Source organism: Pseudomonas phoenicis (assembly GCF_047302395.1).
GTDB lineage: Bacteria > Pseudomonadota > Gammaproteobacteria > Pseudomonadales > Pseudomonadaceae > Aquipseudomonas.
Genome location: NZ_CP154852.1, coordinates 1,345,118 through 1,369,257, shown reverse-complemented (window position 1 = coordinate 1,369,257; position 24,140 = coordinate 1,345,118). Strand labels below are relative to the sequence as shown.

Annotated in this window: 20 protein-coding genes and 1 pseudogene; 12 read left to right on the top strand and 9 right to left on the bottom strand. The window is 65.2% G+C overall.

Annotated features, from left to right (window positions below):
* Nucleotides 1-43 precede the first annotated feature (43 nt).
* From tagQ to AA0Z93_RS06230, 3 genes are all read left to right on the top strand, one after another.
* A complete protein-coding gene (gene tagQ, locus AA0Z93_RS06240) occupies nt 44-934 on the top strand; it encodes a type VI secretion system-associated lipoprotein TagQ (protein WP_413045921.1) in 891 nt (296 codons plus the stop codon).
* A 192-nt stretch (nt 935-1,126) separates the two neighbouring features.
* Nucleotides 1,127-1,960, top strand: a complete 834-nt coding sequence (locus tag AA0Z93_RS06235; RefSeq protein ID WP_413048337.1) for an NAD synthetase — start codon at nt 1,127-1,129, stop codon at nt 1,958-1,960.
* A complete protein-coding gene (locus AA0Z93_RS06230) occupies nt 1,957-2,376 on the top strand; it encodes a hypothetical protein (RefSeq protein WP_413045922.1) in 420 nt (139 codons plus the stop codon). The genes AA0Z93_RS06235 and AA0Z93_RS06230 overlap by 4 nt, the downstream gene beginning before the upstream one ends.
* A 6-nt stretch (nt 2,377-2,382) precedes the next feature.
* Here AA0Z93_RS06230 and AA0Z93_RS06225 read toward each other — a convergent pair whose 3' ends face one another.
* The 4 genes and pseudogenes from AA0Z93_RS06225 to AA0Z93_RS06210 all read right to left on the bottom strand — a co-directional run bounded on the left by AA0Z93_RS06225 (nt 2,383) and on the right by AA0Z93_RS06210 (nt 6,581).
* Nucleotides 2,383-3,081, bottom strand: coding sequence for a methyl-accepting chemotaxis protein (locus tag AA0Z93_RS06225; RefSeq protein ID WP_413398582.1), 699 nt, complete (start codon nt 3,079-3,081; stop codon nt 2,383-2,385).
* Between the two features lie 417 nt (nt 3,082-3,498).
* Nucleotides 3,499-4,167 (bottom strand): annotated as a pseudogene (locus AA0Z93_RS06220) (cache domain-containing protein); the annotation flags it as partial.
* 322 nt (nt 4,168-4,489) lie between these two features.
* The gene (locus AA0Z93_RS06215) at nt 4,490-5,803 is read right to left on the bottom strand and encodes an ATP-binding protein (protein ID WP_413048339.1); all 1,314 of its coding nucleotides are present in this window, start codon (nt 5,801-5,803) and stop codon (nt 4,490-4,492) included.
* 58 nt (nt 5,804-5,861) lie between these two features.
* Entirely contained in the window at nt 5,862-6,581 is a 720-nt protein-coding gene (locus AA0Z93_RS06210; RefSeq protein ID WP_413045923.1) for a response regulator, read from the bottom strand.
* Nucleotides 6,582-6,723: 142 nt separating this feature from the next.
* Here AA0Z93_RS06210 and AA0Z93_RS06205 point away from each other — a divergent pair, with 142 nt between their 5' ends.
* Nucleotides 6,724-9,018: a TonB-dependent siderophore receptor gene (locus AA0Z93_RS06205; RefSeq protein ID WP_413045924.1), complete on the top strand. Its 2,295-nt coding sequence runs from the start codon at nt 6,724-6,726 to the stop codon at nt 9,016-9,018.
* A 51-nt stretch (nt 9,019-9,069) separates the two neighbouring features.
* Here AA0Z93_RS06205 and AA0Z93_RS06200 read toward each other — a convergent pair whose 3' ends face one another.
* The gene (locus AA0Z93_RS06200; RefSeq protein WP_413045925.1) at nt 9,070-9,714 is read right to left on the bottom strand and encodes a C40 family peptidase; all 645 of its coding nucleotides are present in this window, start codon (nt 9,712-9,714) and stop codon (nt 9,070-9,072) included.
* A gap of 169 nt (nt 9,715-9,883) precedes the next feature.
* Between AA0Z93_RS06200 and AA0Z93_RS06195 the strand changes: the two genes are divergently transcribed.
* On the top strand, nt 9,884-10,303 hold the full coding sequence (locus AA0Z93_RS06195; RefSeq protein WP_413045926.1) for an NINE protein: 420 nt from the start codon (nt 9,884-9,886) through the stop codon (nt 10,301-10,303).
* A 52-nt stretch (nt 10,304-10,355) separates the two neighbouring features.
* On the opposite strand, the gene AA0Z93_RS06190 is transcribed toward AA0Z93_RS06195, so the two are convergent.
* From AA0Z93_RS06190 to AA0Z93_RS06180, 3 genes are all read right to left on the bottom strand, one after another.
* Nucleotides 10,356-11,051, bottom strand: coding sequence for an SPOR domain-containing protein (locus tag AA0Z93_RS06190; protein WP_413045927.1), 696 nt, complete (start codon nt 11,049-11,051; stop codon nt 10,356-10,358).
* 1 nt (nt 11,052) lies between these two features.
* Nucleotides 11,053-12,789 carry an arginine--tRNA ligase gene (gene argS, locus AA0Z93_RS06185; protein ID WP_413045928.1) on the bottom strand — a complete coding sequence of 579 codons (1,737 nt, stop codon included), beginning with the start codon at nt 12,787-12,789 and terminating at the stop codon, nt 11,053-11,055.
* Between the two features lie 117 nt (nt 12,790-12,906).
* Nucleotides 12,907-15,126, bottom strand: coding sequence for a primosomal protein N' (locus tag AA0Z93_RS06180; protein WP_413045929.1), 2,220 nt, complete (start codon nt 15,124-15,126; stop codon nt 12,907-12,909).
* A gap of 170 nt (nt 15,127-15,296) precedes the next feature.
* Here AA0Z93_RS06180 and rpmE point away from each other — a divergent pair, with 170 nt between their 5' ends.
* The 3 genes from rpmE (at nt 15,297) to AA0Z93_RS06165 (ending at nt 17,783) form a co-directional block, all read left to right on the top strand.
* Complete coding sequence (gene rpmE, locus AA0Z93_RS06175; RefSeq protein WP_413045930.1) at nt 15,297-15,512, top strand: 50S ribosomal protein L31; 216 nt, start codon at nt 15,297-15,299, stop codon at nt 15,510-15,512.
* Nucleotides 15,513-15,514: 2 nt separating this feature from the next.
* A complete protein-coding gene (locus tag AA0Z93_RS06170; protein WP_413048340.1) occupies nt 15,515-16,336 on the top strand; it encodes a thermonuclease family protein in 822 nt (273 codons plus the stop codon).
* A gap of 178 nt (nt 16,337-16,514) precedes the next feature.
* Nucleotides 16,515-17,783, top strand: coding sequence for a malic enzyme-like NAD(P)-binding protein (locus AA0Z93_RS06165; RefSeq protein ID WP_413045931.1), 1,269 nt, complete (start codon nt 16,515-16,517; stop codon nt 17,781-17,783).
* Between the two features lie 89 nt (nt 17,784-17,872).
* On the opposite strand, the gene AA0Z93_RS06160 is transcribed toward AA0Z93_RS06165, so the two are convergent.
* Nucleotides 17,873-20,335: a penicillin-binding protein 1A gene (locus AA0Z93_RS06160; RefSeq protein WP_413045932.1), complete on the bottom strand. Its 2,463-nt coding sequence runs from the start codon at nt 20,333-20,335 to the stop codon at nt 17,873-17,875.
* Nucleotides 20,336-20,517: 182 nt separating this feature from the next.
* On the opposite strand from AA0Z93_RS06160, the gene pilM reads away from it, so the two are divergent.
* The 4 genes from pilM to AA0Z93_RS06140 are packed head-to-tail and all read left to right on the top strand — an operon-like array spanning nt 20,518 to nt 24,137.
* Nucleotides 20,518-21,402, top strand: coding sequence for a type IV pilus biogenesis protein PilM (gene pilM / locus AA0Z93_RS06155; RefSeq protein ID WP_413045933.1), 885 nt, complete (start codon nt 20,518-20,520; stop codon nt 21,400-21,402).
* A gap of 2 nt (nt 21,403-21,404) precedes the next feature.
* Nucleotides 21,405-21,938, top strand: a complete 534-nt coding sequence (locus tag AA0Z93_RS06150) for a PilN domain-containing protein (RefSeq protein WP_413045934.1) — start codon at nt 21,405-21,407, stop codon at nt 21,936-21,938.
* 2 nt (nt 21,939-21,940) lie between these two features.
* On the top strand, nt 21,941-22,921 hold the full coding sequence (locus AA0Z93_RS06145; protein ID WP_413045935.1) for a pilus assembly protein PilP: 981 nt from the start codon (nt 21,941-21,943) through the stop codon (nt 22,919-22,921).
* Nucleotides 22,869-24,137, top strand: a complete 1,269-nt coding sequence (locus AA0Z93_RS06140) for a type IV pilus secretin PilQ (RefSeq protein ID WP_413045936.1) — start codon at nt 22,869-22,871, stop codon at nt 24,135-24,137. Before AA0Z93_RS06145 ends, AA0Z93_RS06140 begins: the two co-directional genes overlap by 53 nt.
* The last annotated feature ends 3 nt before the right edge of the window (nt 24,138-24,140 follow it).

Sequence of the window (24,140 nt, the reverse complement as noted above, 5' to 3'; positions counted from 1 at the left end):
ATGAGGCTGGCCGGGCATCTGAAAACCCAAGAGAGAACTGACCATGCTTTTCACCCGTAACCCGCTGTTCAACGTCACTCACGCCCGCAGCGCGCTGCTGCTGGCCGCTGGCTTCAGCACCGTGTTGTTGTCGGGCTGCGCCACCTCGGCCGCCGACAAGGTCGGCGCCACCACCAAGGTCGAGTACTACCCCAGCTGCTACGAGCCGGTGCAGCACCTGCGCTCCACCGATGGCGACATGACCAAGTCGGTCGCCACCGGCGCCATGCTCGGTGCCGTCGGCGGTGCCCTGGCCGGCGCGTTGACCGACAAGGACAACCGTGGCCGCAATGCCGCCATCGGCGCTGCCGGTGGCGCGTTGGCCGGTGGTGCGGCGGGTTACTACACCGAGCGTCAGAAGCAGATCAGCGACGACAAGCAGCGCATCGCTTCGTACGCAACGGACATCGACAAGAGCAGCGCCGATCTGGACCGCACCAGCGCCTACGCCCAGGCTTCGCAAACCTGCTACCAGCGCGAATTCACCAACCTGATCCAGGGCCGCAAGGCCAACCGCATCGACGCCGCCGAAGGCCGCAAGCGCCTGGCCGAGATCGTCTCGGGCCTGCAGGAGTCGAACAACCTGCTGGCGGCCGTCAATGGCCGGGTCGGCGAAGACCTGAACAACTACACCCAAGCCTACGAGCAGGACCTCAAGCAGGTCGGCGTGCAGCGCACCGACGTGGCCCAGGTCGCCAAGACCAACAAGGCCACCACGGCCAAGGCCAAGGCCGTGCCGAAAGAAGCGGTGAACACCGAGAAGACCCTGCAGCAGGCCAGCACCAAGAAAGCCCAGGCCACCGCCGTGGCCAAGGCCGGCCAGAGCAAGGTCGAAGGCATGTGCCGCAGCGCCGATGTCGGCGACTGGGCACCGGTGCCTTGCCCGAACGTGTAAGGGCAGACGTGTCGCGCCGCTTTCTGGCGGCGCACATCCTGCGGTGAGGGCGGATCGGTCCGTCCCCACCGGGCCTAGGGTCGGCGCATGGCGCTGGCCGGAACCCTTGCAAGGACAGCCTCTGTGAACAGTCTGTTACCTGATTCGCTGAACACCTTTACGCGATTCGGCGCACGCCAGCGTGTCGAGTCGATGATCGATCTGCCAAAGCTATTTGCTGCCATCGATGCGGATCCCGCCATTGTCGGGGCAGGCGTCGTATATATCGATGCCAAGTACAACATCGTCACGCTGCGCGAATTCCGACCCATCTGCAGCATTCGTCCCAAACGGGTGGTTCTGCGTGAGATCAATAAGTACCAAACACCGGATCAGTACACCGAGCAATTACAGAACAACGCTCGGGAGTCGAAGGTCATCAAAGAAGCGGTGAACACCTCACTGGCCTGTGCTGGGGCAGTATTGGGCTGGATTGTCGTGGTCAGCGGTAGCATCGCCGCGCCCTTTTCCGCAGGTGCCAGCCTGGTACTTACCTATATTGGTACCGCTGCAGCCGCCGCCAGTACTGTGCAATGTATTGTCGGTGGTGTGCGCACCGTGCGTGAGGTCACCGATCCTGCCGCCAACGACAGATTGGACAGCGAGGCATGGTACCAGTCGGCGTCGCTGGTGCTCGATGGCGTGTCGTTACTTGGCGTTGGTGCTTCGACGTTAACGACCATCAAGTATTTAAGGTTGTTGAAGGCTCAAACGGGTCGTAGTTGGTATGAACTGGGCAAGACCTTGAGCCGGCAGCAACGTAAAGCGCTCACCGACGAGCTGTTATCCCTAAAGTACCCTGAACTTACTGCCAAGCAATTGAAGCTGGCGCAAGCCGCTGGCACTTTGACCAAGCGCTATACCCCCACGCAAGTCAGCCATGCCACTCAAACGATGATCAAAGATTCGGTAAGCGCGTTGTTCGGGTTTGTCGGTAATAGTCAAATACAGAGTGTGGCAGTAGGGCTTTATGAGGAAATGGAATGAAGATTGCCGAGCTTTCCACATTCATGACGCGTTACTTTCCTACGTTTCTGGCAGGTTATTTCTCTGCGCTATTCGGAATGGCCATCGTCACGGCGCTATGGGGGAGTGTGTACCGGCGTAGCGTACCCAGTACTGACCAATACGATGTGATTCTGGGCGCAGTCTGGGCATTGATCTGGTGCCTAGGCCATTTCGTGATGGTGCGCGGCTACAGTTGGGGTATGTGGGTGAACTGGGCGGCCGTGGGTTTAAGTCTGCTGTTAGGCCTGATCGTGCTGGGCTCAGGCCAGTTCTTCGTGTTGTTGGGCGTCGGCTTGGTGTTACAGCTGATTTCGCTGCTGATCTTCAACAGCCATCGCCACCGCGAAATGCGTGCCCGCCTGATCGAGATAGGCATCGAGCGCCGCCGCGCTTGAGAGGAGTCAGCCCCCACGACTCAACTCACCCAACCGTCCCGAAATCGACTGCATACCCTTGCCCAGCTCGCGCAACGCATTGGCATCCCGGGCCCCCTGCTCGCTGGACGCATGGATGCGCACGGCAAGCTCGTTGATCTCATGGGTCACATGGCTCTGCTCCTGGGCCGCCACGGCGATTTGCTGTGCGCGCTGGACGATGTCGTCGAAGCTTTTGACCGTCGTACCCAAGGTGGACGCGACGCCGACCGCCTGCTGCACCGACGAGCGCGTGCGTTCGGCACCGTTCTGCATCGTCGCCACCGCCGAGCTGGACGCCTGACGCAGCTGGGCGATCATCTCCTGGATCTCGTTGGCAGAGGTTTGCGTGCGGCCGGCCAGGGTTCTGACTTCGTCGGCCACGACGGCGAAACCGCGCCCCTGCTCGCCGGCGCGCGCCGCTTCGATGGCCGCGTTGAGGGCCAGCAGGTTGGTTTGCTGCGAGATGGACTTGATGACTTCCAGCACACTGCCGACCCGCTCGATGTCCGCGCCCAGTTGCGTGATGGCGTCGGCCGCCCCGGAGATGTCGGTGGCCAGGCCGCCGATGAACTCGCTGTTGGCGTTGACCTGGTTCTGGCTGTGCTGCGCCTCGCCCAACGAGCGCTGGGCCGTGTCGGAACAGTCGGAGGTGTTGTGCGCGACTTCGTTGGCACTGGCCGACATTTCGGTGATGGCTGCCGCCAGCAGGGTGTTGTCCTGCCGTTGCGCTTCCGCGCGCTCGGCCAGGCCGTGCGACAGCTGCGCCAAGTCGTCGGCCTGGCGCTCCAGAGAGACCGATTCTTCGGCGATACGGTGCAGCATGTCGCGCAGCGAGCCGGCGTAACGGTTGACCGAGCCGCGCAGTGCCCCGATTTCGTCGGCGCGCAGGATGTCCAGGCGTGCCCCGGCCTGGCCGCCTTGGCCCAAGGTGTCGATCTGCCGAGTGGTTTCTTCGAGTTGTACCAGCAGCCGTTTGCCGGCCAGCCAGGCGAGGCCGAGGAGGATGCCCATCAGCGGCAACAGGAACAGCAGGATCTGCGCAGTCAGATGGTTGGCCAAGCCCACGACGCGGGCTTCGGGCGTCACCAGGCCGATTCTCCAGCCCGTGCCGTCCATCGTCGCCAGGGTGACGTAGGCCGGTGTTTCCAGCCGCGCATCGTAGTCGAGCTTGAAGGTCGAGACCGCAGGCAACTGGCCAGCCAGGCGCTCGGCCACGGGCTTGAGCCAGGCGTGCTCCTGGCTCAAGGCGGCGACGGTCAGCAGCCCCTTGCCGGCTTTGGCATCGGGGAAGAACAGCACGTTGCTCGAGGCGTCCACCGCGAACGCATAGCCGTCGGTGATGCCGCCTTTTTCCTTGAGGAAGGTCGCCAGGCCATCGAGCTTCAGGTCGATGGTGGCGACGCCTGCGAAGGCGGCGCCGTTGCGATAGGGCACGCTGCAGGTGGTCATCGCCACGCCGCTCACCGAATCCTGGTAGGCATCGGACCAGACACAACGACCGGGCGCCGTGGATTTGACCCCGGTGTACCAGGACTCCGCCTGATAGGGCGGCGTACCGGCCTTGTTGTACTCGTCGGAAAAGATCAGCTCGTTGCCGGCGTTGCGCGCCCAGAAGAAGCTGCGTCGCTCGGTACCCGCCTCGAAGGCGTTGGGCTCCGGCCAGATGCCGCCGCCTGCGATGGCCGCGTTGCCTTGGCTGTCGATGATGCCTGGCAGGTTGCTCTGGAAGAGGGCTGCGTCGTGGGGCAGGGTCTGGGCCAGTAGTGCCATGGCCGAGGCAGTGCCTTCGATGCGACTCAGCGGCAGCGCCAACTCGTTGGTCAGGGCCTTGGCCGACTGCTCGGCCGCTTCGGTTCCGGCCGCCAGCAAGCGGGGTTTGCCGCCCAGGGTGATCACGCTGAAGATCGCGACCGCAGTGAGGGCCAGCAAGGCCAGGATGGCCAACGTCATGCGCTGCGAGATACGGACAGGAATCAAGGTCATTGCGAGGCCCCGAAAATGGCGGTTGGCTAAGGGACTATCGGCGGGGCCTGGAGAGACTTGAACAGGGGTGTCGCGTTTGGAACGTTGCAGTCGCGCATGTCGTCGGCTGTCAACCCACCGGCAGCCACACACTGACCCGCAACCCCCCGTCCACGCGGTTCTCCACCCGCAACCCCCCACCATGGCTACCCGCCATCCGCTGCACGATGCTCAGCCCCAGCCCGTAACCGCCCAGGGCCTGGCTGCGCGACGCTTCGCCGCGCACGAAGGGGTCGGCGATGGTCGCCAGCAACTCGGGCGCGATGCCTGGCCCGCGGTCCTCGACATGGATGTACACCGCTTCGGCATCGCGTTCGAGCCGCACCGACACCTGACGGGCATAGCGCAAGGCATTGCCCAGCAGGTTCTGCAGGCAGCGTTGCAGCATCAGCACGTCGGCCCGCACCAGGCCGGCCTGGCCTTGGACGGGGAGAGGTTCTGCGTCGCTGGCCAGCTCCGCGCACTGCCGCGCGACCAGGCGGTCCAGGTCCACGTTTTGCCACTGCAACTGCTCGCCTGCGTGCAGGTAGTCGAGCACCTGCTGGATCATGTCGTCCATCTGCGCGATGTTGTGCTGCAAGCGCGCCTTGTCGGTGCCTTCGGGCAGGCGCTCCAGGCGCAGGCGCATGCGCGTCAGCGGGGTACGCAGGTCGTGGGAGACGGCGGCGAGGAAGTAGGCCTTGTCGTTGACCAGGGCGATCAGCCGTTGCTGCATGACGTTGAAGGCGTGCGCGGCCTGACGCACCTCCTGCGGCCCGTCCAGCGGCAGCGGCGCCTGCTCCAGGTCGTCGCCCAGCCCGCGTGCGGCCTCGGCCAGGCGGCGCAGCGGGCGCAAGCACAGGCGCACCGCCACCAGGCACACCAACAGCACCGCGACGATGCGCAGGGCATACACCCGCAGCACATAGTCGCTGATCAGCACCCAGGCCGACTCACCGCTCCAACCCTGCATCTCCTGGCCGTCGATGGTCAGCCAGTGTCCGTCGGCCAGCGGCACGGCGAACTGCAGATGCGCCTGCGCGGTGCGCAGGCCGAACAGGCTGCGCCACACCAGCGGCTGGCCCAGCTCGTCGGTCAGCTGCACCTTGAGCAGGCGCGCATGCTGGCTGTGGCCCAGTTCGACACGCAGGGCCTGATGCAGCAGCAGTTCGATGCGCCGTCGCCCACGGCGCTCGTCCACCGGCACCTCGGGCGGCGCTTCGGTACAGTGCAGGCGATAGCCGCGTGGCACCTGGAGCGGCTCGGCATGGCACTGCGCCTGGGCGATCAGCGGCGCGCTGCGCGCCGCCATCAGACGGACCGGCGCTTCCAGGACCTGGGCGAAGCGCACGTCGAACCAGATGCTGCTGGACATCAACTGCACCAGCAGCGTGCCGCTGACCATGATCAGCAGCAGCTGGCCGAACAGCGTGCCCGGCCACAGGCGGCGCAGCCGGTGCACCTCAGGCGCCCGCGCCGCTACGCTCGAGGCTGAGCAGATAGCCTTCGTTGCGGATGGTGAGGATCTGCGCCGCTGCGTCCGGCGCCTTGCGCAGGTACTGGCGCAGTCGGCTGACGCACATGTCCACCGAACGGTCGTCGGGCAAATGGTCGCGGCCGAAGGCGCTGCGCGTCAGGTGGTCGCGCGAGACCACGCGGTTGTTCGCCTCGAGCAGTTCGCACAGCACCCGGTAGTCGGAGCGCGGCAGGCTCAGCGCCTCGCCGTCGGGGCAGGTCAGCACGCGCTTGATGGGGTCGAGGTGAAAGCCGGCGAAGTGTCGGGGCTGGTGCGGGACCGTCGAATGGCGTAGCTCCGGGCGCTGCTGACGGCGCAGCACGGCCTTGATCCGCGCGATCAGCTCGCGTGGCTCGAACGGTTTGCTCAAGTAGTCGTCGGCGCCCACCTCCAGGCCGATGATGCGATCGAAGGTGCTGCCCTTGGCAGACAGCATGATCACCGCCAGTTCCGGTTGCGCCTGCAGCTGCCGGCACAGGCTCAGACCGTCTTCGCCGGGCAGCATCAGGTCGAGCACCACTAGGCGCACGGGCTGGGCGGCCAGGTGCTGGCGCATTTGCTCACCATTGGCGGCGGCAAGCACCTGGTAACCCGCGTCGCTCAGGTAGTCGCACAGCAGTTCGCGAATCTCGTCGTCATCGTCGACGACCAGCAATGTCGTAGCCATCAAGCCGGTTACCTGTATGAAAGGAGCGCCTGCGTCGCTCGTTACGTCCGATTACATGCGCGTACAAAGCTGCGCTGGAGTACAGGGGGGAGCGCCCTAGAATCGCAGGCAAAAATTATCTGCGAATAAGACGCTTTCACAAATGATATCCAAGAGCATCATGACTCAAATCCCCTGCCTGCGCCCAAGCGACAAACGCCTCGCGCCCCTTGCCCTGGCCATCGCCCTGGGTATTTCCGCTCATGCCACGGCCGCCGACCAGGGCGTCCTCGAGCTGGATGCCACCAATATCGAAGACAGCGCCCTCGGTGCCGATCCCAGCGGCCAGCTAGGGTACACCGTCGAGAGCACCCGTAGCGCCACCGGCTTCGCGTTGACCCCCCGACAGACGCCGCAATCGGTCACCACCATCACCCGGCAGCAGATGCAGGACCGCGACATCCATAGCATCGAGCAGGCCCTGGAGACCACGCCGGGGGTCAGCATCAGCAAGATGGAAGTGGGCGGGCGCACCGAGTTTCGTGCGCGCGGTTACGGCGTCACCAACTGGAAGGTCGACGGCCTGCAGTTTCCCGGCGGCACCGACTTCAGCGGCGGTGGCGCGGCATTGAACACCGACCTGTACGAACGCATCGACATCGTGCGCGGTGCCAACGGCCTGCTGGGCGGCACCGGCGACCCCTCGGCCACGGTCGACCTGATCCGCAAGGCCCCGAGCCGCACCTTCGGCGGCAGCGCCTATGCCACCTATGGCAGCTGGGATCGCCGCCGCCTGGGCGCCGACCTCAACCTGCCGCTGTCCGAAGACGGTCGGCTGCGCTCGCGTTTCGTGGTCACCCAGCAAGAAGCCAACTCGTTCCGCGACAACCAGGCCGAGCGCTCCCGTGCGGCGCTGGCCAACTTCGCCTTCGACCTCGACGACGCCACCACCTTGGGCGCGGGCTTCCAGTACGAGTACAGCAAGACGGTGGGCAGTGGCTGGGGCGCCAACATTCCGATCTGGTACGGCGACGGCAGCAAGACCGACTTGCCGCGCAGCACCAACCTGGTGCCCAGCTGGAGCTATGGCGAAGTCGATACGCGTACCGCCTTCGCCTCATTGCAGCATCGCTTCGACAACGACTGGACCCTCGACCTCAAGGGTTCGCAGAGCACCATCGACGCAGTGGGGCAGCGTGGCCTGGCCAAGGTCAACTCGACCGGTCGCGGCGTGTACGGCGGCTACTGGAACCAGGATGGCAGCGGCGCGGTGCTCAACGGCTTGTACAGCTCGACCGACACCACTCAGCAGAGCGCGCAGTTCGACCTGTCCGGGCCGTTCCAGTTGCTGGGCCGCAGCCATCAAGCCATGTTCGGCTACAGCGACAGCCGTACCGTGGCCTGGACGCCGCAGTACAACTGCAACCTGCTCAGCGCCGCCGGAGTCGGCCCGACCACCGCCGGCTGCATGTACCGCGCGAACAACGGCCCGGCGATCGGCAACTGGCATGACGGCGTGGACGACGACTTCGCCCTGTTGGTGTCCAGAACCGGCTTGCACAGCAAGACCACCACGCGCCTGCAAGGCCTCTACGCCGCCACGCGCCTGAGCATCACCGAGCCGCTGTCGGTGATCGTCGGCGCGCGCACCAGCGACTATTCGGCGATCACCCGCGACGTCAACGGCGGGCGCAGCAGCCAGCACAACAGCGGCGTGGTCACCCCTTACCTGGGCGCGGTCTACGACCTGGACGACACCTATTCGCTGTACGCCAGCTACACCGACATCTTCACCCCGCAGACCCAGGAAACCGCCAGTGGCGGCAGGGTCGAGCCGATCCGTGGGCAGAGCTACGAAACCGGTGTCAAAGGGGCGTGGTTCGATGGGCGTCTGAATGCGTCCGCCGCCTATTTCCTCACCAAACAGGAAAACAAGGCGGTGATGGACGGCGACCTGACCACACCGACCAACGCGCAGGCCTACAAGGCCGGCACCGGCCAGGAAACCGACGGCATCGACCTGGAGCTGGCAGGCTCGCTGACGCCGGACTGGAACGTCTATGCCGGCTATACCTATCTGCATTTCCGCCGGGTCGACAGCGACGGCCGGCAAGACCCGTCGCACCTGTTCAAGGCCTCGACCACCTACCGCTTGCCTGGCCCGTTGCAGCGTCTGACCCTGGGCGCCGGCGTCACCGCGCAGAGCAACATCCGCGCGCTGTCCTCACCGGCGGGGCAGCCGACCAATGGCGTCAGCCGTGGCAGCACGGACGTGAACTGGTCGGGCTATGCGATCTGGAACGCGCTGGCCAAGTACCAGGTCACCGACGACACCAGCGTCAGCCTCAACGCCAACAACCTGTTCGACAAGCACTACTACAGCCGTTACGGCTTCTATGCCGGCGCCATCTACGGCGAACCGCGCAGCCTGTCGCTGACGGTGAACACCGCGTTCTGACACAAACGAAAATGGCCCGCATAAGCGGGCCATCTTCTTGCTTGCGTACACTCAGCGCTTGGCGACCCGCAGGTCCTGGCTGTTGAGCGGTTCCTTGGGCAGTACGCGCTTGGCGACCACGTAATGCTGCTGCCAGTAGGGCTTCTTCAAGGTATCGATGCTCACCTTCTTGCCACGCCGTGGCGCGTGGATGAAGCGGTCGTTGCCCAGGTAGATGGCCACATGGTTGACGCGACGGCTCTTGATGTTGAAGAAGATCAGGTCACCGGGCTTGAGGTCGCTCTTGGCCACTTTCACACCATGCCCTTGGGCCATGGCGCTGGAAGTACGCGGCAGGTCGACGTTGGCCACATCGTTGAAAGCGTATTGCACCAGGCCGCTGCAATCGAAGCCTTTCTTCGGGCTGCTACCGCCCCAGCGGTAGGGCGTACCGAGGGCGTTGACGGCGCGGCTGAGCACGGCGCTGCTTTGCTTGGGTGCGACGGCGGCGGTGGTCAGGCCTTGTGCCTTGCCGCTGACCGAACGGGCGCGGTAGGCGGTGACGTGCTTGACCTGAGGGCGTTTGACCGCAGCGCTTGCGCTGTGCACGGTCTGACCGGTGAAGCCGTTGGGAAGACGTTGCTCACGGTTGGTGGCGTGGGCGGCCAGGGGTAATAACAGACAGAGGGTCAGCCATGTCTTGAAAAAAGTTGGCATAGATGAAGCTCTTATAAAAAGTTGTGTTGATTGGCGCGCAACTTTATAACAGCTTTTTCCTCCAATCTGACCCCGTTGGTCGAATCGGGCACTACCGCCCGTCGGTCATCCTGAAAAAAGTCACAACTTTTTTTAGAAAATTTTCTGCATAAGCAGCGAGGTTTTACAAATGAATGGTTATGGAAATGGGCAGCCCGCCCACGATACCCACAGCAAAGTGCTGGGGTACCTGTTGTGGATCTTCGGTTTTCTGGGCGCGCATCGCTTCTACTACGGCAAACCTGTAACCGGCACGATCTGGTTTTTCACATTGGGCTTGCTGGGTATCGGCTGGATCATCGACCTGTTTCTGATTCCGGCGATGGATCGCGAGGCCGACGCACGCTTCCAGCCAGGTCGCGTGGACTACAACCTCGCCTGGATTCTGCTGACCTTCCTGGGCATTTTCGGCGTGCACCGTTTGTATCAGGGCAAGTGGATCAGCGCGGTCATCTACTTCTTCACCGGCGGCGTGTTCCTGCTCGGCGTGCTGTACGACTTCTGGACGCTCAACCGGCAGGTTTCCGAACTCAACGCCGGCCGCCGCTAAAGCAGCGAGGCAGAAAAAAGGCCTTGTCCGTATACGGGCAAGGCCTTTTTCGTCACTGGCGGATCTGCCTTTGCTGCAACAGCAAGTTGCTGAAGCCGGCGCCGCCCAACTGCTTCTGCGCCACGGTCAATTGTTCGCGGTTGCTGAACGGGCCGACCAGCACGCGGTACCAGGTCTCTTCCTTGACCGTGCCCGACTCCACCTTCACCGCCTGGCCGAGCAGGATGATCTGCGCGCGTACCTTGTCGGCATCGGCCTGCTTGCGGAACGAGCCGGCTTGCAGGAAGTACTGGGTGGTCGCGGCCGGCTTGAGCACGGGCGGGGCGGGCGGTGGCGTCTGCCCGGCCAGTGCGGCCTGGGCACGGGCGGTGTCGATCTTCGCCGCTTCCGTCGGCGTCACCGGGGTGACCGGTTGCGCCGGCACCGGTGGAGTCTTCTCCGGCACCGCTTCGGGCGGCACGATCACTTCCGATTCGGGCAGCAGGGTATAGAAGTCGTACTTGGGCTTGACCGGCTGCTGCGGCGACGGCGCGGTCTGGTTGGCCTCGGCGGTCTTGCTCGGCTTCTGCTGCTCGGGCTTGGCACGCTGGATGTCGCCCGAGCCCGGCTCGAGCTTCATCAGGAACACCACGAAGGCGCCGATCGACAGGCCGACCGCGAGCCAGATCCAACCGGGGATCGGCTTCTTGCTCGGGGCTTGCTGGCGGCTGGCGCCGCGCTTGGGGGCGGGTTTCTTCTTGGCAGCCAAGTTACATGCGCTCCAGGGTTTCCAGGCCAAGCAGTTCGAGGCCCTGTTTGAGGGTGCGACCGGTCAGGGCGGCCAGGCGCAGGCGGCTTTGCTGTTGCTCGGCGGTGTCGGCCGCAAGGATCGGGCAGTTCTCGTAGAAGCTGGAGAACAGCCCGGCGATGTCGTAGAGGTAGCTGCACAGCACGTGCGGCGTGCCTTTGTCGGCCACGCTGTTGAGCACCTCGCCGAACTGCGCCAGGCGCGCGGCCAGCTCCTGCTCGTGGGGTGCCTGCAGGACGATCGTGCCGGTGGCCTCTTCGAAGCCCTTGCCCAGCTTGCGGAACACGCTGGCCACGCGGGTATAGGCATAGAGCAGGTAAGGCGCGGTGTTGCCGTCGAAGTTGAGCATCAGCTCGAAGTTGAAGCTGTAGTCGCTGGTGCGGTGCTTGGACAGGTCGGCGTATTTCACCGCGCCGATGCCCACCACCTCGCCGATGCGACGCAGTTCGTCTTCGGGCAGCGTCGGATTCTTGTCCTTGACCAACGCGTAGGCGCGTTCCTTGGCTTCGTTGAGCAGGTCGATGAGCTTGACCGTGCCGCCGTCGCGGGTCTTGAACGGGCGGCCGTCGGCGCCGTTCATGGTGCCGAAGCCCATGTGCTCCATGCGCATCGGGTGGCCGACGAAGCCTGCGCGGCGTGCCACTTCGAACACCTGGTTGAAGTGCAGCGCCTGGCGCTGGTCGACGAAATACAGTGCGCGATCGGCCTTGAGCACGTTGCTGCGGTAGCGCACGGCGGCCAGATCGGTGGTGGCGTACAGATAGCCGCCGTCGGCTTTCTGCACGATCACCGGCAGCGGGTCGCCTTCGGCGTTCTTGAACTCGTCGAGGAACACGCACTGCGCGCCCTGGTTTTCGACCAGCAGGCCACTGTGCTTGAGGTCGGCGACCACGTTGGCGAGGTCGTCGTTATAGGCGCTTTCGCCCATGACGTCGGCCATGCTCAGTTTGACGTTGAGCAGTTCGTAGGTCTTTTGGCAGTGCGACAGGGAAATGTCCTTGAAGCGCGTCCACAGCGCCAGGCAGTCGGCGTCGCCGGCTTGCAGCTTGACCACCAGGCTGCGCGCGCGGGTGGCGAACGCTTCCGATTCGTCGAAGCGTTTCTTCGCCGCGCGGTAGAAGTTTTCCAGGTCCGACAGCTCGTCGCTGGTGATCGGATTTTCTTCCAGGTAGGCCAGCAGCATGCCGAACTGCGTGCCCCAGTCGCCCACGTGGTTCTGACGGATCACCTGGTCGCCGAGAAACTCGAGAATGCGCGCCACGCTGTCGCCGATGATGGTCGAGCGCAGGTGGCCGACGTGCATTTCTTTGGCCAGGTTCGGTGCCGACAGGTCGACCACCACTTTTTCCGCAGGACCGCTCTTGCGCACGCCCAGGTGCGCGTCGGCCAGCGCAGCGTCCAGGCGGTTGGCCAGGGCGGCGGTGTTCTGGAAGAAGTTGAGAAAGCCGGGGCCGGCGATTTCGACCTTGCTGACGTCGTCGCTGGCCGGCAGCGCCTGGATCAGCTTTTCCGCCAGGTCGCGCGGCTTCAGGCCCGCAGGCTTGGCCAGCATCATGGCGATGTTGCTGGCGAAGTCGCCGTGGGTCTTGTCGCGGGCGTTTTCCACCTGGATCGCCGGCGACAACCCTTCAGGCAGCACACCGTCGGCGACGAGTTGGGTGAGGGCTTGCTGGAGCAGCTGGCGAATGGTGTCTTTCATCGGGATCTCTTTTCGACCGCAAGCGCGGCGGGGCGCTTGGAGGCGCGGGTGGAAAAACTGCGCATTATCCGTGGCTAGGTGCGGGTTGCCAACCTCTGGGACAACCGCTCGGCGGCGTCAGTACAGGTCGACCGGGTCGACGTCCAGCGACCAGCGCACCTGGCGGCCGCTCGGCAGCTGTTCGATCTGCCCCAGCCAGGCGCTGAGCAGGCGATGCAAAGCCGCGCGGCTCGCGGCCTGCACCAGCAACTGCGCACGGAAGCGCCCGGCCCGACGCTCCATCGGCGCCGGCACCGGACCGAGCAGTTCCAGGCCCGCTTGCGGGTACTGTGCCAGCCAGGCCTCGGCGGCGCTGCAGGCCTGGTCGAGGAAACCCTCGGCCTGGCCGGGCTTGTGCGCTTCGGCGCGCAGCAGCGCCAGGTGCGAGAAGGGCGGCAGGCCCGCAGCGCGACGCTCGCTCATGGCCTGCTCGGCGAAGGCGAAATAGCCCTGTTCGGTGAGCTGCACCAGCAGCGGGTGTTCGGCCAAGTGGGTCTGGATGATCACCTTGCCCGGCTCTTCGGCGCGCCCGGCGCGGCCGGCCACTTGCAGGATCAGCTGCGCCATGTGTTCGCTGGCGCGGAAATCGCCGGAGAACAGCCCGCCATCGGCGTTGAGCACGGCCACCAGGGTAACGCGCGGAAAGTGATGCCCCTTGGCCAGCATCTGGGTGCCGACCAGGATGCTCGGCTGGCCGCGGCCGATGGTAGTGAACAGCGCCTGCATGGCGTCCTTGCGAGCGGTGCTGTCGCGGTCGACGCGCAGCACCGGGAAGTCGGGAAACAGCACTTTCAGGCGCTCCTCGGCGCGCTCGGTGCCGGCGCCGATGGGGCGCAGGTCGACATGGTCGCACTGCGGGCACTGGTGCGGCAGACGCTCTTCATGGCCGCAGTGGTGGCAGCGCAGCATGGCCGAGCGCTGGTGCACGGTCATGCGCGCGTCGCAGCGCGGACAGCCCGACAGCCAGCCGCAGTCGTGGCACAGCAGGGTCGGCGCGAAGCCGCGGCGGTTGAGGAATACCAGCACCTGCTGGCCGGCTTCCAGCGTTTGCCGGATGGCCTGTTGCAGCGGCCCGCTGATGCCGCTGTCCAGCGGCAGACTGCGCACGTCCAGGCGCAGCAGGCGTGGCTGTTTGGCGCCACCGGCGCGCTGCTGCATGCGCAACAGGCCGTAGCGCCCGGTGTGGGCGTTGTGCAAGCTCTCCAGCGACGGGGTGGCCGAGCCGAGCAGGATCGGCACCTGTTCCTGATGGGCGCGCACCACCGCCAGGTCGCGGGCGTGGTAGCGCAGGCCTTCCTGCTGTTTATAGGAGCCGTCGTGCTCTTCGTCGATGATGATCAGGCCGGGGTTCTTCATCGGCGTGAACAGCGCCGAACGCGTGCCGATGATGATGTCGGCCTCGCCGTCGCGCGCCGCCAGCCAGGCGTCGAGCCGCTCGCGGTCGTTGACTGCCGAGTGCAGCAGGGCGATGCGTGCGTTGAAACGCTGTTCGAAACGCGCCAGGGTCTGCGGCCCCAGGTTGATCTCCGGGATCAGCACCAGCGCCTGCTTGCCGGCCTCCAGGGTTTCGCGGATCAGTTGCAGATAGACCTCGGTCTTGCCGCTGCCGGTCACCCCGGCCAGGAGAAACGCATGGAAGGCGCCGAAGCCCGAGCGCACGGCATCGAACGCGGCCTGTTGCTCGGGGTTGAGCGCCAGTTCCGGTTGCGCCAGCCAGTGCTCGTGGCGCGCGGCCGGGCCTTGACGGCGCACTTCCACCTCGACCAGGGCCTTGGCCAGCAGCAGGTCGAGGCTGTCCTTGTTCAGCTTGAGCTTGCTCAGCAGGCCGTGCGCCACGCCGTGGGGGTGCTGGGCAAGGGTTTGCAGCGCCTCGCGCTGGCGCGGCGCACGGGCGATGCGTGGGTCGTCGAGGCTGGCACCGGGCGCGGCATGCCAGAAGCGCTCCTGGCGGGCCTGTGCGGCTTCGCCCTGGCGCAGCAGGTTGGGCAAGGCCCAGTTGAAGGTGTCGCCCAGGCTGTGCTGGTAGTACTGGGCGGTCCATAGGCACAGGCGGAAGAACGCCGGCGGCAGCGGCGAGACCTCGTCGAGCAGGGCGCTGGCCGGTTTGAGCTTGTCGGCCGGCACCTCGGTGCGGTCGGTGACCTCGACCAGCACGCCGATCATCTCGCGCCGCCCGAACGGCACGCGCACGCGCATGCCGGGGGCGAGGTGCTGCTTGGCCAGGCGCGGCGGCGCCTGGTAGTCGAACAGGCGGCGCAGCGGCGAGGGCAAGGCGATGCGCAGGATGACGTCGGACACGCGGGAGGTCTCTGGGAGGGGGTGTAACAGAATGCAGCGAGCCTATCAGACGACCGCCGGTGCAAGCGACAACTTGCGCTCATCCGCCGCTCTGGTATTATTCCCCGCCTAATTACGTGCGGTATTCAACAATGGTGTTGGGTGGCGGCACGCAGCTCGAGGAAATGACGATGAAAGACAATATCCATCCGAATTACGAAGCAGTTGCAGTCACTTGCAGCTGCGGTGCTACCTTCGAAACCCGTTCGACTCTGGCCAAGCCTCTGTCGATCGACGTTTGCTCGCAGTGCCACCCGTTCTACACCGGTAAGCAGAAAGTGCTGGACACCGGTGGTCGCGTACAGAAGTTCGCAGATCGCTTCGGCATGTTCGGTGCCAAGAAGTAAGACTGCGTATGGCGAAGCCTCCGGGGTTCGCGTCGTGGCAGAAAAAGGCGTCCCTGGTGGGCGCCTTTTTTGTGGGCGCGTTTTGGCAGTGTGCGGCGCTGGCGCTCTGCCCGAGCCGTGATGCGGCTGCCACGTACCAGGTCGCGCAGGTCGTCGATGGCGACACCTTGCGCCTGGGCAATGGCCGCAGTGTGCGTTTGATCGGCATCAACGCCCCGGAGCTGGGTCGTGCCGGACGCGCCAGCGAACCCCATGCCGAAGCTGCCAGGCGTCGCCTGGCGGCGCTGGTCGAGGCCAATGGTGGGGCGGTAGGGCTGGTACGCGGAGTCGAAGCCCGTGATCGTCACGGTCGTATGTTGGCGTATGCCTACGGGCGCAATGGCGACAATCTGCAAGCGCGGTTGCTGCGCGAGGGCTTGGGCTACCACACGGCCATCGCGCCCAATGGCCGTTTCGCCACCTGCCTGGCACAGGCCGAACAGGCCGCACGCCGCGCTCGCCTCGGCCTGTGGCAGGGCAGCCCGGTACTGCCGGCGCGGTCGCTGCGCCGCTCGGGCTTCGCCCTGATCAAGGGCCGGGTGACGCAGGTGCGGCGCAGCAACGGTGCGGTTTCGCTGCTGCTCGACGATGCGTTGCGCGTGCGCCTTCCTGCCCGTCTGTTGCGCGCAGCACCGCGCGGATTTGTCGATAATCTCGATGGCCGAACCTTGGAAGTGCGTGGCTGGATCACCCGCGCGCGTCGCTCAGCGGCCATCGGTTCAGGCAAGGTGCGCTGGCAGGTCGTCGTGAGCGATCCAAGCATGCTTGATCGCAGTCCGAACTAGAAATTTGTAGACACTAAAGCCGTCAATTGTACACACTCTTCAGCTCGTCCACCGTGGGGCCTAGCGCAAAGTCGTAGACCAAGGGCCTTGACAGTCGTGACTGGGCAGTCTTGTCGCTCCCAGGCACATTGCGTATCCTCGGCGGCCCGTCAGAACAGTTAACAGCGGAATGCCTACAATGTCAGATCTTAAAACCGCCGCTCTCGAATACCATGCCCAGCCTCGTCCGGGAAAACTGAGCGTCGAGCTCACCAAGCCCACCGCCACCGCCCGTGACTTGGCGCTGGCCTACAGCCCAGGCGTGGCTGAACCGGTACGCGAAATCGGCCGTGACCCGGAGCTTGCCTACAAGTACACCGGCAAGGGCAATCTGGTTGCCGTGATCTCCGATGGTACCGCCATCCTCGGCCTGGGCGACCTCGGCCCGCTGGCGTCCAAGCCGGTCATGGAAGGCAAGGGTGTTCTGTTCAAACGTTTCGCCGGGATCGACGTGTTCGACATCGAAGTCGAGTCGGAAAGCCCGCAGGCCTTCATCGACACCGTCCGCCGCATCTCCATCACCTTTGGCGGCATCAACCTCGAAGACATCAAAGCGCCCGAGTGCTTCGAGATCGAGAAAACCCTGATCGAGCAGTGCGACATTCCGGTCTTCCACGACGACCAGCACGGCACCGCCATCGTCACTGCGGCCGGCATGATCAACGCCCTGGAGATCGCGGGTAAAACCCTCGAAACCGCGCAGATCGTCTGCCTGGGTGCCGGCGCTGCCGCCATCTCCTGCATGAAGCTGCTGATCAGCATGGGCGCCAAGGTCGAGAACATCTTCATGATCGACCGTAGCGGCGTTATCCATGCCGGCCGTGACGACCTGAACCAGTACAAGGCGCAGTTCGCCCACCCGACCGACAAGCGCACCCTGGCCGACGCCCTGCAAGGCGCCGACGTGTTCGTCGGCCTGTCCGGCCCGAACCTGCTGAGCCCCGAAGGTCTGAAGTCGATGGCGGCCAATCCGATCGTCTTCGCCTGCTCGAACCCCGATCCGGAAATCAAGCCGGAGCTGGCCCACGAAACCCGCAGCGACGTGATCATGGCCACCGGTCGTTCCGACTACCCGAACCAGGTCAACAACGTCCTGGGCTTCCCCTTCATCTTCCGTGGTGCCCTGGACGTTCGCGCCAAGCGCATCAACGAAGAAATGAAGATCGCCGCCGCCATCGCCCTCAAGGACCTGGCCAAGCAGCCCGTGCCGAAGGAAGTGTGCGATGCCTATGGCGTCGATGCGCTGGAGTTCGGTCGTGAGTACATCATTCCCAAGCCGATGGACCCACGCCTGATCACCCTGGTGTCCGATGCCGTGGCCAAGGCCGCCATCGAATCGGGCGTTGCGACCCTGCCGTATCCGAAGCACTACCCGCTCAAGAGCGTGGACGACGTGTTCAACGGCTGATCTTGCGGCCAGAAAAAACCGGCTCCCATGGGCCGGTTTTTTTGTGTCTGGAAAAGCGCCCTGGAACGGGCGCCGTCCGCTGTCTGCCGTTAGAACAGGTCCATCGGTGTCGCTTCGTCCGCTGGCAGCGGGCTGCCGGGCGCGGCGCCGTTGCCCAGTTCGTCGCCGTTGGGCGGCGAGTCTTCGGCCTTGAACAGCTCGTAGTAGGCGTTGGGCGTGCTGGCCGAGGCGGCGCGGCCGCTGACCGGGTCGACGCGCAGGCTCATGATGCCAGGCGGCTCGGCCGGGGCATGGCTGGGCTTGTCCTTGAGCGCGGCGCCCATGAACTTCATCCAGATCGGCAGCGCCGCCGTACCGCCGTATTCGCGGCGGCCCAGGCTTTCGGGCTGGTCGAAGCCGACCCAGACGGTGGTCATGTAGTCGGCGTTGTAGCCGGAGAACCAGGCGTCCTTGGACTCGTTGGTGGTGCCGGTCTTGCCCGCCAGGTCCGTGCGGCCCAGCGCCAGCGCGCGGCGGCCGGTACCGCGCTTGATGACGTCCTGCAGCATGCTGGTGAGGATGTAGGTGGTGCGGCCATCGATGATGCGCTCGGCAACGGCCGGCGCGCCGGGCGCGGCGATGGCGGCTGCGCCTTCGCCCGTGGCGGCGGGCGCTTCGCCTGGCAGGCCGGTGGTGTCGATCGGCTGCTCCGGCGCGGCGATGCCGGCCTGGTCTTCGGCGCCTTGCGGCACCCGCGGTGGGTTGGCGGTGAACAGCGTCTCGCCGCTGCGGCTGTCGATGCGCTCGATCAGGTACGGGCTGATCTTGTAACCGCCGTTGGCGAAGGTGCTCCAGCCGGTGGCGATTTCCAGCGGCGTCAGTGTGGCGGTGCCCAGGGCCAGCGACAGATTACGTGGCAAGTCCTGCTTGTTGAAGCCGAAGCGGGCGATGTAGTCGATGGTGCGGTCCACGCCCATGGCTTGCAGCAGGCGGATAGACACTAGGTTGCGCGACTTGTACAGCGCTTCGCGCATACGGATCGGGCCGAGGAAGGTGTTGGTGTCGTTCTTTGGCCGCCAGACTTTGTCGACCGATTCGTCGACGAACACGATCGGCGCGTCGTTGACCAGGCTGGCCGCGGTGTAGCCGCTGTCCAGCGCCGCACTGTAGACGAAGGGCTTGAAGCTCGAGCCGGGCTGGCGCTTGGCCTGGGTGGCGCGGTTGTAGTTGCTCTGCTCGAAGGAGAAGCCGCCGACCAGCGCGCGGATGGCACCGCTGGTCGGGTCGAGCGATACCAGTGCGCTCTGCGCCACGGGCACCTGGCTGAATTTCAAGCTGCCATCGGTCAGGCGCTGCACGCGCACCAGGTCGCCGACTTGGGCGACGTCGGCCGGCGACTGCGGTGCGCGGCCCTGGGCGTTGGTATTGATGTAAGGGCGCGCCCATTTCAGCGTGTCCCAGGCGATGTGTTCGTCACGGCCGGCGCGGGTCATGACGCTCAGGCCGGTCTTCTCGACCTGGGTGACGATGGCCGGCTCCAGGCCGCCCAGGGTGCGCTGCTTGCCCAGCTCGGTCAGCCACTCGCTGCGGCTCTTGCCCGGGAAGCGGGCGGCCGGGCCGCGGTAGCCGTGGCGCTCGTCGTATTCGGACAAGCCGTCGAGCACGGCGCGGCTGGCCATGTCCTGCATGTCGCTGGACACGCTGGTGGTGACGCGGAAACCTTCGGTGTAGGCGTCACTGCCATAGCGGCCGACCATTTCGGCGCGGGCCATCTCGGCGATGTACGGCGCGTACACCTCCGGCGTCGGCACGTGGTAGCTGGCATTGAGCGGCTCGGCCAGGGCGTTCTGGTAGCTGGTCTGGTCGATCTTGCCCAGGCGGTACATGCGCCCCAGGATCCAGTCGCGGCGCTCTTTGGCGCGCACCGGGTTGGCCAGCGGGTTGAAGCGCGACGGCGCCTTTGGCAGGCCAGCGATCATGGCCATCTGCGCCAGGCTGACGTCGCGGATCGATTTGCCGTAGTAGACCTGCGCGGCGGCGTCGATGCCGTAGGCACGGTTGCCCAGGTAGATCTTGTTGACGTACAGCTCCAGGATCTCGTCCTTGGTCAGTTCACGCTCGATCTGCAGGGCCAGGAGGATCTCGTTGGTCTTGCGCGAGAAGCTGCGCTCGCTGGTAAGGAAGAAGTTCTTCGCCACCTGCATGGTGATGGTGCTGCCACCGGTCTGGATGTGCCCGGATTTGAGCAGTTGCGTGGCGGCGCGCATGAGGCTGGCCGGGTCGACGCCATAGTGGTTGAGGAAATTATCGTCCTCGGCTGACAGAAGCGCCTGGATGAACTGTGGGGGAATTTCCGCAAAACGGATCGGAGAGCGCCGCATTTCGCCGAATTCGGCGATCAGCTTGTCGTCGCTGCTGTACACCCTCAGGGGTATCTGCAACTGGATGCTTCTCAGCGATTCGACCGACGGGAGGTTGGGACTAAGATACAGAAACGCGCCGCTCAGACCGAGCACGAGCGAACAGGTCACTGCAACGAAAGACCACCAGCAGAACTTCAACAGGCGTATCAAGGCTTTGGGGTGTCCAGGTTGAGGGATGGGTTGCGCGCACCGGCGGACAGGAAAAAAACGCCGCGCATTATAAGCATTTTTCGCTTGACCGGGGGACCGCCTGGGCGGTCTGCGGGTCAAGCCGGCCCGTGTCATCGGCCCCAGTGGATGGGCGCCGCACCGACTCATAGAAGGAAACAGCAATGCTTGGACGCATAGGCAGGGATGCCAGTTCACCCTTGGCAGTACAAATCGCCCACGATTCCATTCGAATCCTGCAGCTGAGCCGCCATCGCGGCCGGCCCAGGGTCAGTGCCTGGGCGCTCGAACCCTTGGAGCGACCCGCTCTGGCCGTGGGTGCCGAGCAATGCCTCGCAGCCCTTGAAGCACCGCTACGACGAGCGGTGAACCGCTGCGCCAGCCGTCAGCGTCAAGTGGCGATGGCGCTGTCGGCGGGTCAGGTGATGTGCAAACGCTGCGTGCTGCCCGCCGGCCTGCGAGACGACGCCCTCGAGCGGCAGCTGCTGGCCCAGGCCGAGCAATTGTTTCCCGTACCGCTGGACGATCTGGCGCTGGACTTCCAGGTGCTCGGGCCGGCCACTACGCCTGGCGAGCTGGACGTGCTGGTCGCAGCCTGCCGGCAAAGTGTGCTGGACCCGTTCGAGCAGCTATGCGCGTCGGCTGGCCTGCAGATGGTGGCCATGGAAATCGACAGCCTGGCCCTGCGCCGCCTGATGCCCGCGCAGGGCAGGGCGCTCCTGGTGCTGGAAAGGGACGACATCGTTCTGCACCGCTGGCCGGAGGCCGCGGCGCCCGTGCATCGGTGCCTGGTCCAGTCGCCGTTCGATTTGGACGACATGGGCTGGAGCGCACATCTGGGGTCCGTGCTGGGTGGCGATGCACAGCGCCTGTGCCTGACCGGCGCGCTGGCCTCGGCTGATCTTGCCGAGCGACTGGCGGGTGAGCTGGCGATGCCGTGCGAACCGCTCGCGCCCTTGCAAGGCCTCGACCTGGGCACAGACATGGACGAGACCCAGGCAGGGTGCATGGCATTGCCTTATGGCTTGGCACTGGGAGGTCTGCAGTGAGGGTGCGATTGAATCTCATGCCGTGGCGCGAGCGCCGGCGCGTGGCGGCGGTGCGGCGTTTCCAGGCGTCGTTGCTGGGCAGCGCCGTGGCGGCGTTGGCGTTGGTGCTGGTGGTCGATCAACTGGCCCAGGCACGCCTGCGCGAACAGCTGTCGGCCAATCTCGCCCTGCGTGCACAGGTGGAGGCCGCCGAGCAGCCGTTGCGCCAACTCGACGAGGTGCTCGAGGCACGTGCGCAGGTCGAGCGGCGGCATGCCGCGCTGGTTCGGCTCAGGGCAGGTCAGCGGGCGGTGCCCAGTGTGCTGGCGGCACTGGAGCAGACGGCGCCAGACGGCTTGCAGGTGAGCGGGCTGCGCGTACAGGAGGGCCAGCTGACCTTGACCGGGCTGGCGGCCAATGCGGCGCTGGTCGCGCGTCTGGTGCGCGACATGCAGCCGCTGGCGGTGTTGCGTGATGTCGAAGTCAGGCACATTCGCAGCAGTGCCGAGGGCGATCGTTTCGAGCTGGTGGCCAGGCTGCCGTTGCAAGGATCATGAAAATGGCATTGCCATTGGATTGGTCCGCGCTGGCGACCCTGCACGGAGCGCTGCGGGCCGGGCTTGCGATCGGGCTGGTGCTGTCGATCGCCCTAGGCGGCTATTGGGCGCGCCTGTACGGCTTGCAAGCCGACATCGACCAGGCGCATCTCGAAGCAAATGAACTGGGCCAACGCCAGGCACAGGTCGGCATCCGCATGCAGCGCTTGGCCGAGGAGCGGCGACACCTGGAACAGGCCCAGGTGCGCTTGCAGGACATACGCTGGCGACTGGCGGCCGGCGAGGAGGTCGGCGATCTGGTCGAACGACTGACCCTGGCAGCGCACGAGCATGGGTTGCTGTTCGAGCAGATCGGCGTCACGCCCCAGGCGCCCGCCGACGAATATCGCCGTGCCTTGCTGCAGTTACGCGTGCGCGGCGCCTATCCCGCGCTACGCACGTGGTTGGAGGAATGGTTGGCGCAGAGGCGCGTGCTGCGCGTGCGCACGCTGGTATTGGCCCCGGCGGTGCCGGCCGGTCGACACGTCGAGGCGCAGTTCGAGGTGGAGCTGTTCGATCCAGGTGAAGACATCCCCGTGCCCCGCTCGTTGGCCCATGAGCCGGCGCGCGGCGTCACGCAGGCGGTCGCGCGCGACCTGTTCGCGCCGTGGTCTGAGCAGCAGCTTGGCCTCGGTCTCGCCCAGGTGCCGCTGGAGCAAATCGAAATGGTCGGTAGCCTGCTGCAGGGCGGGCGACGCCACGCGCTGCTGGCCTCGGCGGGGCGGCTGTACCGGGTAGGCCTCGGCGACCGCCTGGGCCGGCACGAGGGCAGGGTAGTGGCGCTGGAGGAGCGGCATGTGCAAGTGCGTAAGCGGCTATATGTCGGTGACGCCTGGCAGGAGCGCAGCAGGACGCTGTCGCTTCGTAACGTTGCAGCACAAGGGAGGGGCGATGTCGAAGACAAGGATGGGGTGGGCGCTGGTCTGGCTGTTGGCGATCGGTAGTGTGCAGGTGGTCAGAGCCGAAGACGAGCGACTGACGCTGAATTTCCAGGACATCGAAGTGCGTTCGGTGCTGCAGGTGCTGGCCGAGCACGCCGGCGTCAACCTGGTGGCCAGCGATAGCGTGCAGGGGCGCGTCACCCTGCGCCTGGAGCAGGTGCATTGGGATCAGGCGCTGGACCTGGTGCTGCGCAGCAAGGGCTTGGGCCGGCGCCAGGAGGGCAATGTGCTGTTGGTGGCGCCTACTGCGGAACTGATCGAGCAGACCAAGGAGGCGCGCCTGGGACAAGTGCTGGAGGCGCAGACGCAACCCATGCAGCGCGAACTGTTGCCGATTCGCCACGCCAATGCCGCAGACCTGGCCGACCTGCTGCTGACGACATTGGCGAGCGAGCCCGAGGCCAGCGCTGGCAGCCTGAACGTCGATGTGCGCACCAACACGCTGATCCTCCATCAGCCTGCCGAGCGCATGGAGGCGCTGCGCTCGCTGGTCGAACGACTCGACGTGCCGGTGCGGCAGGTCATGATCGAGGCGCGTATCGTGGAGGTCAGCGTGGATCACGAGCAGGGGCTCGGCGTGCGCTGGGGTGGCGGCTTGTACAAGGCCGATGTGCGGCCTGGCAAAGAGCTGTTCGTTGACCTGGGTGTGCAGCGGCCGGCGGCGGTATTGGGCGTGGGTTTGCTGCGCAGCGACATCCTGCTCGATCTGGAGCTGAGCGCGATGGAGAAGAACGGCACTGCCGAGATCATCTCGCAGCCCAAGGTGTTCACCGCCGACAAGGAAACGGCGCGCATCCTCAAAGGCACCGAAGTGCCCTATCAGGAGACCAGCAAGAGCGGTGCGACATCCACTTCGTTTCGCGAGGCTTCGCTGTCGCTGGAAGTCACGCCGCAGATCACGCCCGACGGCAGCGTCATCATGACGGTTCGGGTGACCAAGGACGAACCGGACTTCGTCAACGCCTTGAACAACGTACCGCCGATCCGCAAGAACGAAGTCAATGCCAAAGTTCGTGTGGCCGATGGCGATACGGTGGTGATTGGCGGTGTATATTCGACCTCGCAAAACAAAACGGTCGACAAGGTGCCATTTATCGGCGATCTGCCGTATGTTGGGCGGCTGTTTCGACGCGATGCATTACAAGAGAAAAAATCCGAGCTGCTGGTCTTTCTGACTCCGCGTATCATGGGAGACCAGGCGATTGCTGTGAGTCGTTGATTC